14 protein-coding genes are annotated in these 14,865 nt (G+C 65.6%); 2 read left to right on the forward strand and 12 right to left on the reverse strand.

The genetic code is table 11. The features are described 5' to 3' along the window. Positions 1-8: 8 nt before the first annotated feature. The 5 genes from ACK1U9_RS00450 to ACK1U9_RS00470 all read right to left on the reverse strand — a co-directional run bounded on the left by ACK1U9_RS00450 (position 9) and on the right by ACK1U9_RS00470 (position 6,091). The gene (locus tag ACK1U9_RS00450) at positions 9-1,298 is read right to left on the reverse strand and encodes an MFS transporter (RefSeq protein ID WP_371916245.1); all 1,290 of its coding nucleotides are present in this window, start codon (positions 1,296-1,298) and stop codon (positions 9-11) included. A gap of 226 nt (positions 1,299-1,524) precedes the next feature. After that, entirely contained in the window at positions 1,525-3,204 is a 1,680-nt protein-coding gene (locus ACK1U9_RS00455; RefSeq protein ID WP_108480517.1) for an FAD-dependent oxidoreductase, read from the reverse strand. A gap of 34 nt (positions 3,205-3,238) precedes the next feature. Further along, on the reverse strand, positions 3,239-3,559 hold the full coding sequence (locus ACK1U9_RS00460; RefSeq protein ID WP_046613952.1) for an NIPSNAP family protein: 321 nt from the start codon (positions 3,557-3,559) through the stop codon (positions 3,239-3,241). After that, positions 3,544-5,277, reverse strand: a complete 1,734-nt coding sequence (locus tag ACK1U9_RS00465; protein WP_153670583.1) for an FAD-dependent oxidoreductase — start codon at positions 5,275-5,277, stop codon at positions 3,544-3,546. The genes ACK1U9_RS00460 and ACK1U9_RS00465 overlap by 16 nt, the downstream gene beginning before the upstream one ends. Before the next feature lie 4 nt (positions 5,278-5,281). Then, entirely contained in the window at positions 5,282-6,091 is an 810-nt protein-coding gene (locus ACK1U9_RS00470; RefSeq protein ID WP_108480515.1) for a shikimate dehydrogenase family protein, read from the reverse strand. Between the two features lie 155 nt (positions 6,092-6,246). Here ACK1U9_RS00470 and ACK1U9_RS00475 point away from each other — a divergent pair, with 155 nt between their 5' ends. After that, positions 6,247-7,017 (forward strand): IclR family transcriptional regulator, encoded by a 771-nt coding sequence (locus tag ACK1U9_RS00475; RefSeq protein WP_085601375.1) that lies wholly within the window; start codon positions 6,247-6,249, stop codon positions 7,015-7,017. 211 nt (positions 7,018-7,228) lie between these two features. Here the strand turns inward: ACK1U9_RS00475 and ACK1U9_RS00480 are convergent, their stop codons facing one another. From ACK1U9_RS00480 to ACK1U9_RS00510, 7 genes are read right to left on the reverse strand one after another with little or no spacing between them, the layout of a single operon-like run. After that, positions 7,229-8,272, reverse strand: coding sequence for an ABC transporter substrate-binding protein (locus ACK1U9_RS00480; RefSeq protein WP_108480514.1), 1,044 nt, complete (start codon positions 8,270-8,272; stop codon positions 7,229-7,231). After that, the gene (locus ACK1U9_RS00485) at positions 8,269-9,402 is read right to left on the reverse strand and encodes an NAD(P)/FAD-dependent oxidoreductase (RefSeq protein ID WP_108480513.1); all 1,134 of its coding nucleotides are present in this window, start codon (positions 9,400-9,402) and stop codon (positions 8,269-8,271) included. The genes ACK1U9_RS00480 and ACK1U9_RS00485 overlap by 4 nt, the downstream gene beginning before the upstream one ends. Further along, positions 9,399-10,757, reverse strand: a complete 1,359-nt coding sequence (locus ACK1U9_RS00490) for an FAD/NAD(P)-dependent oxidoreductase (protein ID WP_108480512.1) — start codon at positions 10,755-10,757, stop codon at positions 9,399-9,401. Before ACK1U9_RS00490 ends, ACK1U9_RS00485 begins: the two co-directional genes overlap by 4 nt. Continuing rightward, the gene (locus tag ACK1U9_RS00495) at positions 10,754-11,044 is read right to left on the reverse strand and encodes a (2Fe-2S)-binding protein (protein WP_108480511.1); all 291 of its coding nucleotides are present in this window, start codon (positions 11,042-11,044) and stop codon (positions 10,754-10,756) included. Before ACK1U9_RS00495 ends, ACK1U9_RS00490 begins: the two co-directional genes overlap by 4 nt. A 14-nt stretch (positions 11,045-11,058) precedes the next feature. Beyond that, positions 11,059-11,853 (reverse strand): ABC transporter permease, encoded by a 795-nt coding sequence (locus ACK1U9_RS00500; protein WP_025339622.1) that lies wholly within the window; start codon positions 11,851-11,853, stop codon positions 11,059-11,061. 4 nt (positions 11,854-11,857) lie between these two features. Continuing rightward, entirely contained in the window at positions 11,858-12,727 is an 870-nt protein-coding gene (locus tag ACK1U9_RS00505) for an ABC transporter permease (protein ID WP_108480510.1), read from the reverse strand. Continuing rightward, positions 12,724-13,743 carry an ABC transporter ATP-binding protein gene (locus tag ACK1U9_RS00510; RefSeq protein WP_108480509.1) on the reverse strand — a complete coding sequence of 340 codons (1,020 nt, stop codon included), beginning with the start codon at positions 13,741-13,743 and terminating at the stop codon, positions 12,724-12,726. Before ACK1U9_RS00510 ends, ACK1U9_RS00505 begins: the two co-directional genes overlap by 4 nt. Before the next feature lie 248 nt (positions 13,744-13,991). Here ACK1U9_RS00510 and ACK1U9_RS00515 point away from each other — a divergent pair, with 248 nt between their 5' ends. After that, complete coding sequence (locus tag ACK1U9_RS00515) at positions 13,992-14,819, forward strand: IclR family transcriptional regulator (RefSeq protein ID WP_039613319.1); 828 nt, start codon at positions 13,992-13,994, stop codon at positions 14,817-14,819. Positions 14,820-14,865: the final 46 nt, after the last annotated feature.

Genomic DNA, 14,865 nt, shown 5'->3' on the forward strand with positions numbered 1-14,865 from the left:
TAGCGCGTTCAGGCGCTCTCGATCTTGCGCGGCGCCATGAAGTACATCCACACCAGCGCCAGGAAGTACATCGCCGGGATCATGGTGAACAACACGGCATAGTTGTTGTTGGTAGCGGTCAGCACGCTACCGACAATCTGCGTCATGAACATCCCGCCAATCGCAGCGCACATGCTGCCGAAACCGAACACCGTGCTCACCAGGTGCTTGGGCGTGTAGTCCATCACCAGGCTCCAGATATTCGCCGTCCATGCCTGGTGTGCGCCCACCGCCAGCGAGATGGCCGCCACCGCGACCCACAGGCCACTGGCGTTGGCGGCAAAGATGACGCTGACCATGGTGCAGGCGAAGATCAGCATCGACACCAGCCGCGCCGTGGTAGCGCGCACGCCACGGCCGATGAGCCAGGAAGACAGGATGCCGCCGCCAATGCTGCCGAAGTCTGCCGTCAGCCAGATGATGATCAGCGGGATACCCATCTGGGTCACGTTGATGCCCAGGCTGTACTGCTGGTTGAGGAACGGTGGCAGCCAGTACAAATAGAACCAGAACACCGGTGCGGTAATCGCGTAAGCCACCGCGAACGCCCAGGTGCCACGCAGGCGCAGGATGCGGCTGAACGGCACGCGGGTCGGCTCGGGCTCGTCATCCTGCTGGATGTACTCCACCTCGCTCTGGCGCACGCGCGGGTGATCTTCAGGGTTGTAGTACTTCAGCACCCACAGCACCACCCACACCAGGCCCAGGCTGCCCATGGCGATGAACGCGGCCTGCCAGCCCCACACAGCCAGAATCAGCGGCAGCAGGGCGGGGGTGACCATGGCACCGACGTTGGTGCCGGCGTTGAACAGGCCGGTAGCGATGGCTCGTTCGCCAGCCGGGAACCACAGGCGCACGGTCTTCACGCAGGCCGGGTAGTTGGCGGCCTCGGTCAGGCCGAGGATGAAGCGGCAGACCATGAAGCCAGCCGCCGAGGTGGCCAGGCCGTGAGCGCCGGTGGCCAGGCTCCACAGCAGCACGGCGAAGAAGAACGCGCGTTTTACCCCGACCTTGTCGATCAGCCGGCCTTGCAGCAGGAAGCCGACCGCGTAGCCGACCTGGAACCAGAAGTTGATGTTGGCGTAGTCCATGGCCGTCCAGCCCATTTCCTTGGCCAGGACGGGCTGCATGATGCCGAGCGCGGCACGGTCGATGTAGTTCAGGGTGGTGGCGAAGAACACCAGGGCCAGCATGCCCCAACGGGTCTTGCCGACGCCGAAGGCGCCGCGAAGCTTGTCGCCGATCGAACCCTGGTGCATCCGGGGGGCGGCGGGGGTGATCTTGGAGTGGTTCATAGACTGCTCGTTTCTTGAAATTGTATTAGCTGCGGTGCTACAGGTGCGTGACTAAGTCCCAGGCAGGGGGCACGCAAGGCCGGTGCATGGTGAGCAGTGGAGGCGGCAGCGTCAATTCGAGGTAGGGGCTAGTGTTCGGTTACCGAACGTTTGCGTTGGGCCTGCGGGCGAAGCAAGGGGCAACGTAAACTCAGGTGGTCAAGGTACTCAACGCTCTTGCGGCCAGATAACCGAATGTCATCCCCGGCCCCAAGGTAATACCGCCACTCGGGTAATGCCCGCCCATCACACTGTCCATGTCGTTGCCCACCGCATGCAACCCGGGGATCGGCCGCGCATGGCGGTCCAGTACCCGGGCCGAGGCATCCGTGCCCAGGCCGGCGAAGGTACCCAGGCTGCCCGGCAACAGTTTCACTGCGTGGAACGGACCGTGCAGCAGTGGCCGCAGCGATGGATTGGGGGCTTGCAGCGGCTCGCCTTGGGCACGGTTGTAGGCCGATACACCACGCCGGAAAACCGGATCTTCACCCTGGGCTGCATGGCGGTTGAAACCGTTCACCGTGCGCTGCAACTGCGCGGCGTCGATCCCGCAGCGCTGCGCCAGTTCCTCCAGCGTGCGACCGCTGTGCAGGTAACCGCAGCGTTGATAGTGGCGGGTGGGGAAAGGGAAGGGCTTGGCCCAGCCGATACCATAGCGACGTTGCGCGGCATGGTCGCAGATCAGCCATGCTTCCGGCGCTTCCCCCTGCGGGGTGGCGGCGAACAGCGCGTTCATGAAGTCGTGGTAGCAATCTGCCTCGTTGACGAAGCGCCGGCCATCGCGGCGCACGGCGATGAAACCGGGCTTGGCACGATCGATCAAGTGCGGGAAATGGCCGAAACTGCCATCGCTGCGCGGCACCCGCGACACAGGTGCCCAGGCACCCGCATGGGGCGCAGTCACCTGGACCAGGCCACCGGCCTGTTCGCCCAGGCGCAGGCCGTCACCGCTGTTTTCCCTGGGGGCTGCGGAGTAATGCTGGGTACCTTCCGGCGCATGCGGCATCAGTTGCGCGATGCGCTGGCGATCATGCGCAAAGCCACCGCAGGCCAAAACCACACCGCGGCGGGCGTTGATCATCTGGCCATCGGCAAACTGTGCGCCGCTGACCCGGCCATCGCCCAGCAGGCGACTGGCCGGCTTGTCGGTCAGGAGCGTCACGCCAAGGTCCAGGGCGCTGCGCAGCAGCCGTGCCACCAGGGCATTGCCATTGACCAGGTGCAGGCCGCGCCGGTGCAGCAGCAGGTCGCGACCATGGCGCAGCAGGCGTTTGCCCACATGCAGCGCGGCCGCGGGCGAGCGCGTGGCGTTGAAGAAGGCGGCCATGTCGGCGCCGCCGGCAATGCCCATGCCGGCCAGGCTGACGATGTCCAGCGGTGGGCGCAGCTTGTGCAGCCAGGGCCCGAGCAGGCGCCCGTCGTATGGCAGCGCACACAGCGATCGGCCACCGCGCGCGCTGCCGTCGCCTTCGCGCATGTCGGGCATGCGGCTGCCGCACTGGAACTGTACGGCGGTATGTTGCTGGAAGAACGCCACCATCTCCGGGCCATGGTGCAGGAAGGCGCGCTGGCGCGGGTCCAGTTCGCTGACGTGGGTTTGCTCACGCAGGTAGCGCTCCGGGGCATCGTCGGTCTCGACGATGCCTTCGGCAATGGCCAGCGGGTTGCGCGGTATCCACAGCCAGCCCCCCGACCAGGCGCTGGTGCCGCCCAACTGGCTGGCTTTTTCCGCGACGATCACCTGCAGGCCGTGATGGGCGGCAGTAACGGCGGCAGCCAGGCCAGAGGCGCCGGAGCCGATGACGAGTACGTCACATTCGAGGGGTTGCATGTTGGGGTCCGCTCAGGCGTAGGAGGAAGAGGTTTTACTGCAGCGGCGAAAAACCGGTGGGCCGCAGCAGGCGTGACTGCAAGTGCAACACCGCGCCCAACTCGCGGTTGCGCCTTGAAAACTCTGCCCAACGCGGGTCCGCTGCCATGGCTGCGCGGCGTGCCATGCGTTCGTCGAGGCTGGCATAGCCCCAGACATGCACCACCTGGTTGACTTCGCCGAACTCGCTGGTGAAAAAGCCGACCAGGTTACCCAGGTGCTCGCGTTGCACCTCCAGCGCGTGGCTTTGGTACAGGCTCAGCCAGTCGGCCATTTTCAGTGGGTCGAGGGTGTAGGTTCTCAGTTCGTAGTACATGCTGGAGTCTCCATGTGGGTGGTTGGCGCCTGCAGGCGCGCGGCGATGTGGTTGGCAGCGAGCCAGCCGAAGGTGAGGGCAGGGCCCAGGGTGATACCGGGGCCAGGGTAGGTGCCTTTCATCAGTGAGTTCATGTCGTTGCCGACTGCATACAGCCCGGCAATCGGCTGGCCATCGCGGTTCAGCACGTTGGCTTGAGCGTTGGTCACCAGCCCGCAGGCCGAACCGAGGTCGCCGGTGTGGATGCGGATGGCGTAGAACGGGCCGCTGGTCAGCGGCGCGAGGCATGGGTTGGGCATGTGTTGTGGGTCGCCCATGTAGCGGTTGTAGCTGTTGCCGCCTTTGCCGAACGCGCGGTCGATGCCGTTGCGTGCGTCGGCGTTGAACTGCTCCAGGGTCTGCATGAACACCTGTGGGTCGACGCCAATGGCCTTGGCCAGGGCCTGCGCTGTTGCGGCGCGGTACAGGTAGCCGGCGTCGATCAATGCCTGGTTGTCCACCGGCTTTGGCCGCGCCAGGCCCAGGCCGTAGCGGTTCATCGCCTCGGCGTCGCAGACCAGCCAGCAGCTGGCGATGCCTTTGGCGAACATGGTCTGCACGAAGTGGTGGTAGGAATCGGATTCGTTGACGAAGCGTCGCCCGTCCGGGCTCACCGCGATCACGCCTGGTTTGGCGCGGTCGGTGACCAGGTGCGGGAAGCGTTCATGCTCGCCACTGGCATGCCGCAATTCGGAAACCGGTGCCCAGAAGAAGTTGGCCACCAGGCCTTCGCCCTGGGCCGCGGCCACGGCTTGGCCAAGGCGCAGGGCAGCGCCGTCATTGGTGGGCGGTGACATGGTCAGGTGCGGCGCTTGCCGGGCCGGCCGGTAGCTGTCGGCGAGCGCGCCTGCAGCGAACCCGCCCATGGCGCACACCACTCCACCCCGCGCCAGCACCCGCTCACGGCGCCCTTCGCGTTGCACCACCACGCCGGTGACCACGCCGCGTTCGACGATCAGTTCCAGGGCTTCGCTGCGTAACCACAGCTGCGTGCCATGGGCGAAGGCGCTGCTGGCCAGGCGGGCGATCAAGGCGTTGCCGGTGGTAAGCCGCGTGCCGCGCGGGTGGCTCAGGCGGTCCCGCGCATAACGCGCCATCAGCTTCAGGCAATGCCACAGCGACCGGGGCGAGCGGCGGATACTGAGAAAATGCTGGATATCCACGCGGTTGACCATCATGCCGCCAAACAGCAGCATGCCGGGCGGCGGCATCTTCAGGTTCTTGAAGTGCTGCCCGAGCTGCTTGCCGTCGTACTCGACCATTTCCAGCGCCCGGCCAAACTGGGTGGCACCCGGGGCGTCCGGATAATAGTCCGGCGAGTGCGGGCGCAGGGCATAGCGCAGTTCGGTGTTCTGCTCCAGCCAGCGCAGCGCCTGGTGGCCATGCTCGATGAAGGCGTCGGCCAGGGCGGGATCGTAGCCGTCGCCGATGACCTGCCTGAGGTAGGTGCGGATGGCCTCGGGGGAGTCCACCGCACCGGCGGCGCGGGCTTGATCGGTACCGTAGAGCCACACCGCCCCGCCGGAAATTGCCGAGGTGCCGCCAAAGTGTTCGGCCTTTTCCACCACCAGCACTTTCAGCCCATGGCGCGCGGCCGTGGCGGCAGCGGTAAAGCCACCGGCGCCACTGCCCAGCACGACCAGGTCAAAGTTGTGTTGCGCATGTTCATGCGTCGGCATGGCTTCAGATCTCCAGCGGCGTGACGCCCATGAAGGCGCCCAGGTGCCCGAGTTGGGCGAAGGCCATTTCCGGGCCGGTCTGGACTGTGCAGCCAACCTGGCGTGCCCGGTTGAGCAGTGGGGTGATCTCGGGCGAGGTGACCACGTCGGCGACCAGGGTTTCGGGCTGCAAGGTGGCGAGCAGGGCGGCAGGCAGCGGCAGCTCCGCGCTACCGCCCATGCCGACAGGGGAGGCGTTGACCAGCAGGTCGAAGCCTTCCAGCCCGTCGACCCGGGTGGCGAGTTCGACCTTGGGGAAGGCATTGCCGAGCAGCTCGCAAACAGCGCCCACGCGTGCGGTGCTGGGGTCGCTGAGGGTGACGCTGGCGATGCCGGCCTCGCCCAGTGCATAGGCAATGGCACTGCCGACCCCGCCACAACCGATCACCAATGCCCGCTTGCCTTCCGGCTCGAAACCATGTTTGCGCGCAGCACCGAGGAAGCCGGCGCCGTCCACGTTGTCGCCCAGCAGGCGACCGTCACGCTCACGGCGAATCACATTGACCGAGCCCAGCGCGGCTGCACGTTCGCTCAGGCCATCAAGGCGGCTGGCCAGGGCCTGCTTGTATGGCACGGTGACCACGCACCCACGCAGGTTCTGCCAGCCGCGCAGGGTACCGGCGAAGGTATCCAGTGCAGCCTCATGCAGGTCGATGGGCAGCATGGCCAGGTTGCAGTTGTTGTTGGCGAACCAGGTGTTGAAGTTGTCCGGGGACTTCACCTGGGCAATGGGCGAACCGACGATGGCGACCAGTTCAGTGGAACCACGAATCATGCTGACCTCCTTATTGGCGTTGTTATGGAGGCCAAGGGTGAGGCAAGGGGGTCGTTGGCAACAATGCGCTGATCGGGCGTTTAATGCGATAATCGCATCCTTGATCCGGTTATCGCGGTAATCGGCTGTTTTTGCCCTGCTTGCGAGTCGAATAGATGAACACCCCCGCTATCCATCCTCGTGACTTGATCGCCGGCTTGCAGAAAGGCCTGGCGCTCATGCAGCTGTTCAGCGCCGAGCAGCCGCGCCTGAGCGTGCCGCAGGCGGCCAGGCTGTCCGGCCTTACCCCCAGTGCCGCGCGGCGGTTTCTGTTGACCTTGGTGCACGAAGGGTTTGCCGAAACCGACAGCCGTGAGTACTGGCTTACGCCCAAGGCGCTGCGCCTCGGCCAGGCGTATGTGGACTCGGCGCAATTGCCGCGCATGCTGCGGCCGATCGTCGAGCAGGTGGCGAGGCAGACGCAGGAGCATGTGTCGGTGGGTACCCGTGATGGTGACGAGATCATCCACCTGGTACGCAGCCGCTACAGCCATGTGGCCTCGTTGTCGATCCGGCCGGGTTCGCGGGTGCCGATGTATTGCACCGCCGGCGGGCGTGTCTGGCTGGCCTGGCTGGATGAGGGAGAACGGGATGCCTACTTTGCGCGTAACCCGCTGCGGGGGTTGACGCCTTATACGCAGACGGACCGGTTGCAACTGGAGGCGGAGTTGCTGCGGGTGAGGGAGCAAGGGTTCTGTATCGTGGACCAGGAGTATGAAGTCGGCATGCGCGTGCTAGGTGTGCCACTGCTGGACCGGGCCGGCCGGCTGAAAGCGACATTGACAATCACCACCCATGCTTCGCGGTTGAGTGTGGATGAAATACGCTTGCGGTATCTGCCGACCCTGTACGAGGCGCAGGCGTTGTTGCGGCCGGTGCTGGATTGAGGTGTTAGGGTTTGGAGGCGTGTTGCCTTCTTCCCGGGAAACTAGATCTCATAGAACTGAACATGATTCATTGAGCTAGCCGGGACCCTGTGGGAGCGGCTTCAGCCGCGAACACCGGCGCAGCCGGTGCCATGCACCGCGCTGGATTCTTCGCGGCTAAAGCCGCTCCCACAGGGTACGCAAAGGGGTGGGAGCGGCCCAGGCCATCGGCTTATCTTTCGATCTGGCGGTTCCAGCGCGCGTTCCACTCGGGGCGCTGGGTATTGACCTGTTCCCAGTCGATGGTCACGGCGGTCTGCAGGTAGGTCTGCATGGCTTCGACCTGGCCACGGGTCTTGTCGCTGGTGGGCGTGTTGGGGTTGGACGGGATCTGGTCACCCAGCTCCAGTGCCGGCGACTGCGCCTCGGGGCTGAGCAGGAACTCGGCGAGCTTCTGCGCAAGCTCCGGCTGGTCGTTGTTGGCCGTGACGCATTCGGCCTGGTTGAGCACCACGGCACCTTCCTTGGGCGCGGCGTACTCCACCGGGATGCCTTTGAGCTTCAGCGCCGTCACCTGGGTGGGGGTGAGCGGGAACAGCGCGGCTTCGTCGGTTTGCACCATTTCCGAGAGCTTGGCCGAGTTGGGGATGTACTCCAGCACGTTCGGGCCCACGTTCTTCTGCCAGGCGGCGAAGCCCGGGTTGACGTCGGTATCGCTACCGCCGTGCAGGCGGTTGTACATCAGGAAACCATGCAGGCCGAAGGTGGACGATGCCATCGACTGGAATACCACCTTGTCCTTGAAGCGCGGGTCGGCCAGGTCGTTCCATGAGGTAGGCGCTGCCCAGCCATTGGCCTTGAACAGGCGGCTGTTGTAGGCAAGCCCGGTCACGCCCAGGCTGACTGCGGCGGCCTTGTCCTTGATCAAAGCCTTTTCCGGCAACTGGGCCAAGGTCGGGTTGGGTTTGAGCGTGCTGCACAGGCCCATGCCGATGGCGCGGTACATGATGCCGTCATCCAGCACCATCACATGGATCGACGGCTTGTTCGGCGTGGCCTGGACCTTGGCCAGGATGTCGGCCGAGGTGCCGGGAACGATCACCACCTTCACCCCGTTGGCCTGCTCGAACCTTGGCAGGATATTGTCGCTGAACAGCCGCTCCATGGTGCCGCCGTTCATGCCCAGGTACAGCGTGGGTTGGGCCATGGCGGGCAGGCAGGCGAACAGGCCGGGCACGGTGCAGAACAGGGCGAGCAAACGTTGCTTGTGCGTCATGACAGGTTTTCCTTGTAGTGGTTGGGCTGAAAGCGGTTGATGGAAAAAGCCGCCAGGCTGAGTGCCGGCGCGCCGTGCAGGATGCATTGCGCCAATGCTTCACCAGCGGCCGGGCCAATCTGGAAGCCGGCACCGGCAAAGCCGAAACCATGCAGCAGGCCAGGCTGGCGCAGGCTGGGGCCGAGCACCGGTTCGTCATCGGGCAGGTAACCCTCGGTGCCGCTCCAGGTGCGTATGGCCTGGGCGCCCGCCAGTGCCGGGTACAGCTCGGTGGCGTTGCGCAGGATGTCGAGTACTGCGGCCTGGCCCGGGCGTGCGGTGGTCGGGGTCAGGGCAAAACCGCGCCCGCCGCCCAGCACGCAGTTGCCACGCGCGACCTGGCGGGCGTAGATGCCGCCGCCTTCGACCCCGGTGCTGGCGGTCATGAACAGCGGCAGCGGCTCGGTAACCAGCATGGCCGGGTGGGCCGCGGTCAGCGGCACCGGCTCGCCGAACCGCTCGGCCAGTTGCGCCGACCAGGCGCCGGCGCAATTCAACAACCAGGGCGCCTTGAAGCCTTGGCCGCTGCTGGTGTGTACGCTGAAGCGGTAGCCGTCGTGACCCACCTCCAGCACCTTGCACTGCTCATGCACCTGGGCGCCGCTGCGCCTGGCCGCCTGGGCGAAGGCCGGTGACACCAGCCGTGGGTTGGCATGGCCGTCTTCGGGGCAGTACGAGGCGCCGACGGCGATATCGCCCACCCAGGGGAAGCGCTGGCGCAGTTCGCGTCGTTCAAGCAGTTGCAGGCGCAGGTCAAAAGCCTGGGTACGCCGGGCATAGGCCTTCAAGGCATCGAAGTCGGTTTCGCTGCGTGCCAGCTTCAGGTGGCCGCTGCGGGCGTATTCGCCATCGATGCCGATCCACTCGCGCAGATTCCCCCAGATGGCATGGGCGCGCATCGACAATGGCAGCTGCGCCAACGAGCGGCCCTGACGGCGCACACCGCCGTAGTTGACCCCGCTGGAATGCGAGCCGCAGAAGTCGCGTTCCAGCAATGCCACTTGCCGACCAGCGCGGGCCAGGGTCAAGGCAGCGCTGCTGCCGACGATGCCGCCGCCGACGATGATGGCATCCACTTCGATCAGCTTCATGGTTTTATCTCCAGGCCAAAGGGCAGGGGCTTGACCGGAGCCTGGCCACGCAGGCGCCCGACCTGGTCAATGGCCCGACCGCTTTCGCAGGCGATCAACTCGGCGGCAGCAGCACCGCACACGCGGCCCTGGCAGCGGCCCATACCGACTCGGCACATGGCTTTGACCCGGTTGATTTCCCAGTGCCCGGCACGCACGGTGGCGCGGATTTCCCCGGCGCTGATCTGCTCGCAGCGGCACACGGTGAGCTGGTCCGGGGCTTGCCGTGCCCACTGCTCGGGAAACGGAAAGGCCTGCTCCAGCCCCTGGCGGAAGCGCTGCAGGGTGGCCAGGCGCCTTTCCAGTTGCTGCTGGCGCTGCGGGTTGCCGGGCTTGCTGAGGTCGGCCAGCAGTGTCAGGGCGGCCAGTTCACCGCTCATCTCGGCACCGTCGGCACCGAGGATGCCGGCACCGTCGCCTGCCAGGTATACGCCGGGGCTGCTGGCCCGGCCCTGGGCATCACGTACCGGTAGCCAGGCGCGGTTGAGCGCGCTCCAGGCGAACTGGCAACCCAGCAGGTCGGCCAGTTGGGTTTCACTGCGCAGGGCGTGGGCGAATGCCATGGCGTCGCACGGCAGGTCGTGTTGCTGGCCATTGCTCAACCAGCGCACACCGCTGGCGCGTTGCTCGCCGTCGATACCCAGCAGGGTCACGCCCTGGTGCACGGGCACACCCTTGCGGGCCAGCCAGGCTCGGTAGTACAGGCCCTTGGCAAAGGTGCCCGGTTGCAGAAGCAGGCGTGGCAGGGCACGCACCTGGGCGCTGAACGGTGAGGTGTCGAGCACCGCGCTGACCCTGGCACCGGCCTTGGCATACTGGTAGGCCACCAGGTACAGCAGCGGCCCGCTGCCGGCCAGCACCACCCGCTCACCGATCGCGCAGCCCTGGAACTTCAGGGCGATTTGCGCAGCGCCCAAGGTATAGACCCCAGGCAGGGTCCAACCGGGTATCGGCAACACCCGGTCGGTGGCACCGGTGGCGACGATCACCCGGTCGAACGCCAGGCGGTCGGCCAGGTGGCCCTGTTGCAAGGTGTCCAGCACTTGGTTCTCGGCGTTCCAAACCAGGGTGTCCGGGCGGTAGTCGACCTGCCCGCGCAGTTGCTCGAGGGTGTTGTGCAGGGCTTGGGCCTTGCCGGCCTCGAAGCCGTACAAGGCTTTGGCCGAGCGGCGAAAATTGGCCGGCTGCTGGCGGTAGATCTGCCCGCCGCCGCGGCTGGCCTCGTCCAGCAGCACCGGGCGCTGGCCGTGGGCTACGAGGGTTTGCGCGGCGCGGATGCCGGCCGGGCCGGCGCCGATGATCACGATCGCACTCATGGCTGGCGCCCCGGGTCGCGGGTCACGCACTGGCCCGGTTCCAGAAAGGTCGAGCAGGCGCGTACCCGGCGGCCATCCTGCAGGCGTACCCAGCAGTCCTGGCAGGCGCCCATCAGGCAGAAGCCGGCGCGTGGTTCGGCGTTGAAGTCGCTGCCGCGCAGGTGCTCGGCATTGGTCAGGATGGCAGTCAGCAGGGTATCGCCGCTCATGCCTTTGGCCGGTTGGCCGTCGAGCAGGAAAGGCACAGGCTCGCGGTCGTGTTCGGCCACGCGCTTGAACAGGGGCATGGGAGCGTTCCTTGTCATTGCTTGCCCACCAGCACGCGGTCCAGGCCATATACGCGGTCCAGGGCGACCATGGTCAGGGCGGTGACGGCGATCACCAGCGCCGAGACGGCGGCCATCATCGGGTCGATGGATTCGGTGGCGTATACGTACATGCGCACTGGCAGGGTCTGGGTGGCAGGCGAGGTGACGAAGATCGACAGGGTCACTTCGTCGAAGCTGTTGATGAAGGCCAGCAGCCAGCCGCCGGCTACACCGGGCAGGATCATCGGCAGGGTGACCTTGCAGAACAGCGTGACCCGGCCAGCGCCCAGGCTTTGCGCAGCCTGCTCGGCACTGCGATCGATTCCGATGGCTGCAGCCAGTACCAGGCGTAGCACGTAGGGGGTAATCACCACGACATGGGCGAACACCAGCCAGGCGAAGCTGCCATTGACCCCCAGCAGGGCGAACAGCCGCAGCAAGGCCACACCCAGCACCAGGTGCGGGATGATGATCGGCGATAGCAGCAGGCCGTTGAGAAAGCCTTGGCCGGGGAAGCTGTAGCGGGTGATCGCCAGGCCCGCCGGCACGGCGATCAGAGTGGCCAGCGAGGCAGCCAGGGCCGCGAGTTTCAGGCTGTTGTAGAACGCATCGAGGAAATCGGCACGCTCGAACACGGCGCTGAACCAGCGCAGCGAGAAGCCGGCAGTGGGCAGGCTCAGGGTGTTTTCCGGGGTGAATGCCACCAGGCACACCACCACCAGCGGGGCGAGCATGAACAGCATCACCAGGGCGTGAAAGGACAGGGCCAGCGGGCCGTTACGGGTCATCGGTTCAGACTCCAAGTGCGCGTTTGTAGCGGCGTTCGACCAATCGGTTCCAGCTGAGCATCACCAGCAGGTTGATCAGCAGCAGGGCCACGGCGATGGTTGCACCCATCGGCCAGTTCAGTTCGGCCAGGTACTGGTCGTAGATCATGGTGGCGACCATCTTCAGGCGGCGACCGCCCAGCAGGCCTGGGATGGCGAACGAGCTGGCGGCCAGGCCGAACACGATCAGCGTCCCCGACAGCACGCCGGGCATGATCTGTGGCAGCACGATGCGGCGGAACACCGTCCACTGGCTGGCACCCAGCGAGAGCGCAGCCTGCTCGGCAGCCGGGTCGAGTTTCTGCAGCGAGGTCCACACCGGGATGATCATGAACGGCAGCATCACGTGGACCAGGCCGATGATCACTGCAAACGGCGTATACAGCAGCTTCACCGGCTGCCCGCCGAGAGCAGTGATGCCCTGGTTGACCAGGCCGTCGGCGCCTAGCAGCAGGCTCCAGCCGAAGGCTCGCACCACCACCGAAATCAGCAGCGGGGTCAGCACCAGGATCAGGAAGATCGAGCGCCACGGCGCGCCCATGCGGCTGAGCACCAAGGCCTCGGGGATGCCGATCAGCACGCAAAGCAGGGTGACCAGGGCACTGATCCAGAAGGTGCGGAAGAAGATCTCGTAGTAGTAGGTGTCGGTCACCAGGCTCAGGTAATGGCCGAGGGTGTACTGGCCGGCCTGGATGCCGCTGCTGTAGTCGAACGCGTTGAACGACAGCAGCACGGTCAGCCCCAATGGCACCACCAGCAAGGCCAGGAACAACAGCAGCGCCGGGCTGCTCAAGCCATAGCCCCAGGCGCTGCTGCGCAGCTTTGCCGTGCTCATGCCGCCACCTCGCCAGCGTTCAGCACCCGCAGCAGGGCATCGTTCCAGTCCAGGCCGACCTGTGTGCCTTCATCCAGCGGTGTGTTGCCGTCGTTGGCACGCACCACGGCCAGGTTGCCCAGGGCGGTGTCGACCCTGTACAGCCATTGGCTGCCGAGGAAGTAGCGGCAGCTGATGCGGCCTGCGAGCTTGCCGCTGCCGGCCGGGCCGAGGCTGATCTTTTCCGGGCGCAGGCTGAGGGTCAGCGGGCCCTGGGCATCCGCCTGCGGTTGCCCGCCGGGGCCGGTTACGCCGCGCAGGCGGTTGGCCTTGCCGACAAAGTCGGAAATGAAAGGCGTGCCCGGGTGTTCATACAGGCGGTAGGGGTCATCGACCTGGGTAATGCGCCCGGCTTCCATCACCACCACCCGGTCGCTGATCGACAGCGCCTCGGCCTGGTCGTGGGTGACCATCAAAGTGGTGATGCCGACCTCGTTCTGGATACGGCAGATCTCGAACTGCATTTCTTCACGCAGGTGGGCGTCCAGGTTGGACAACGGTTCGTCCAGCAGCAGCACCGGCGGTTCGATCACCAGTGCACGGGCCAGGGCCACCCGTTGACGCTGGCCACCGGAGAGTTCGCGCGGGTAGCGCTCGGCATGTTTGTCCAGGCGCACCAGCGCCAGGGCCCGGTCGACCCGGCGGGCTATGTCGGCGTTGGCCACCTTGCGCATGCGCAGGCCGAAGGCGACGTTGTCGCGCACGGTCATGTGCGGGAACAGCGCGTAGCTCTGGAACACCACGCCCAGGCCTCGGCTGGCCGGCTTGGCGTGGGTGATGTCGCGGCCGTCGAGGACAATGCGGCCGCTGGTGACCTCGACGAAGCCGGCAATCATTTGCAGGGTGGTGGTCTTGCCGCAGCCCGAAGGGCCAAGCAGGGAGACGAACTCGCCTTTCTCTATGGCCAGTGACGAGCTGGCCACTGCCTCCGTGGCGCCATAGCGCTTGCAAAGCTTGTCGATCAACAGAAAGGTCATGGCTGTGCTCCATCGCAAACGGAACCGGAGTAAACCGGCAGTTTCAGGGTGGGCAGAGCGCCAGCGGCGAAAAGCAATGCTTTACGGACGTTGGCGCTCGCTGCTGTGGCGGCGGCCGATGTTGTGATATCGCCCTATGGACCGGAGAGTAGGGCAATGATTAGGATGGCGACAAAGGGTAATTTCACTGGGTGACAGCTATTTTGAAATTATTCCGCTGACTGGAATTTTCTAAGGTTTGACGAAAAATGGATTCCGATAAACGAAATGAGCAGGCCAAGGAAGTAGGCGTCAGTGCAGTGTCGCGTTTGTTCGCCGTGTTGCGTGCGCTGGGAGATTGCGGTGGCGAGGGCGAGAAGGTCAGCCAACTGGCGCAGCGGGTTGGCCTGGCGCAACCCACCACCCACCGCCTGCTGCGCAGCCTGATTGAAGAAGGCATGGTCGACCAGTGCGCGACCAGCAAGCGCTACCGGCTGAGCCTGGATTTTTTTGCCTTGGCGGCCAAGGCCGGGCAAGCCGGCAACCTGCGCGATGTGGTGCGCCCCAGCCTGCTGCGGCTGTCGGCCTCGCTGGGCGATTCGCTGTTCCTGCTGGCGCGCTCAGGGTTCGATGCGGTGTGCCTGGACCGCAGCGAAGGGCCATACCCGATTCGTACCTTCACCGGTGATATCGGCGGCCGTGTGGCCTTGGGGGTGGGGCAGGGCAGCCTGGCAATCCTGGCCTTTCTGCCGGAGGAGGAGCGCGACGAGGTGATCCGCTACAACCTGCCGCGGCTGAAGGATTTCCACCATTACGACGAAGTCATGCTGCGCGCCGAAATCGACAATGTGCGCAGCCTCGGTTATGCCGGGCGCAATACCGGAGTGCTCGATGGCATGGCCGGCCTGGCGGTGCCGATCCTCGATCGTAACGGCCATGCGGTGGCGGCCCTGAGCGTGGCGACCATCAGCGATCGCCTGGGGCCCAACCGCATGCCGACCGTGGTAGCGCTGCTCAAGCGCGAGGCCGCGGCGATTGGCGAGCGGGTCAACCCGTTCGACCCGGTGCTGCGCCGGCCTTCGCATGTGTTTGGTTGAGGGCCGGGATTGAGCTCAGTCCATCGTCGTGATGGAAAACTGATGG

This window comes from Pseudomonas sp. XP1 (assembly GCF_053557675.1).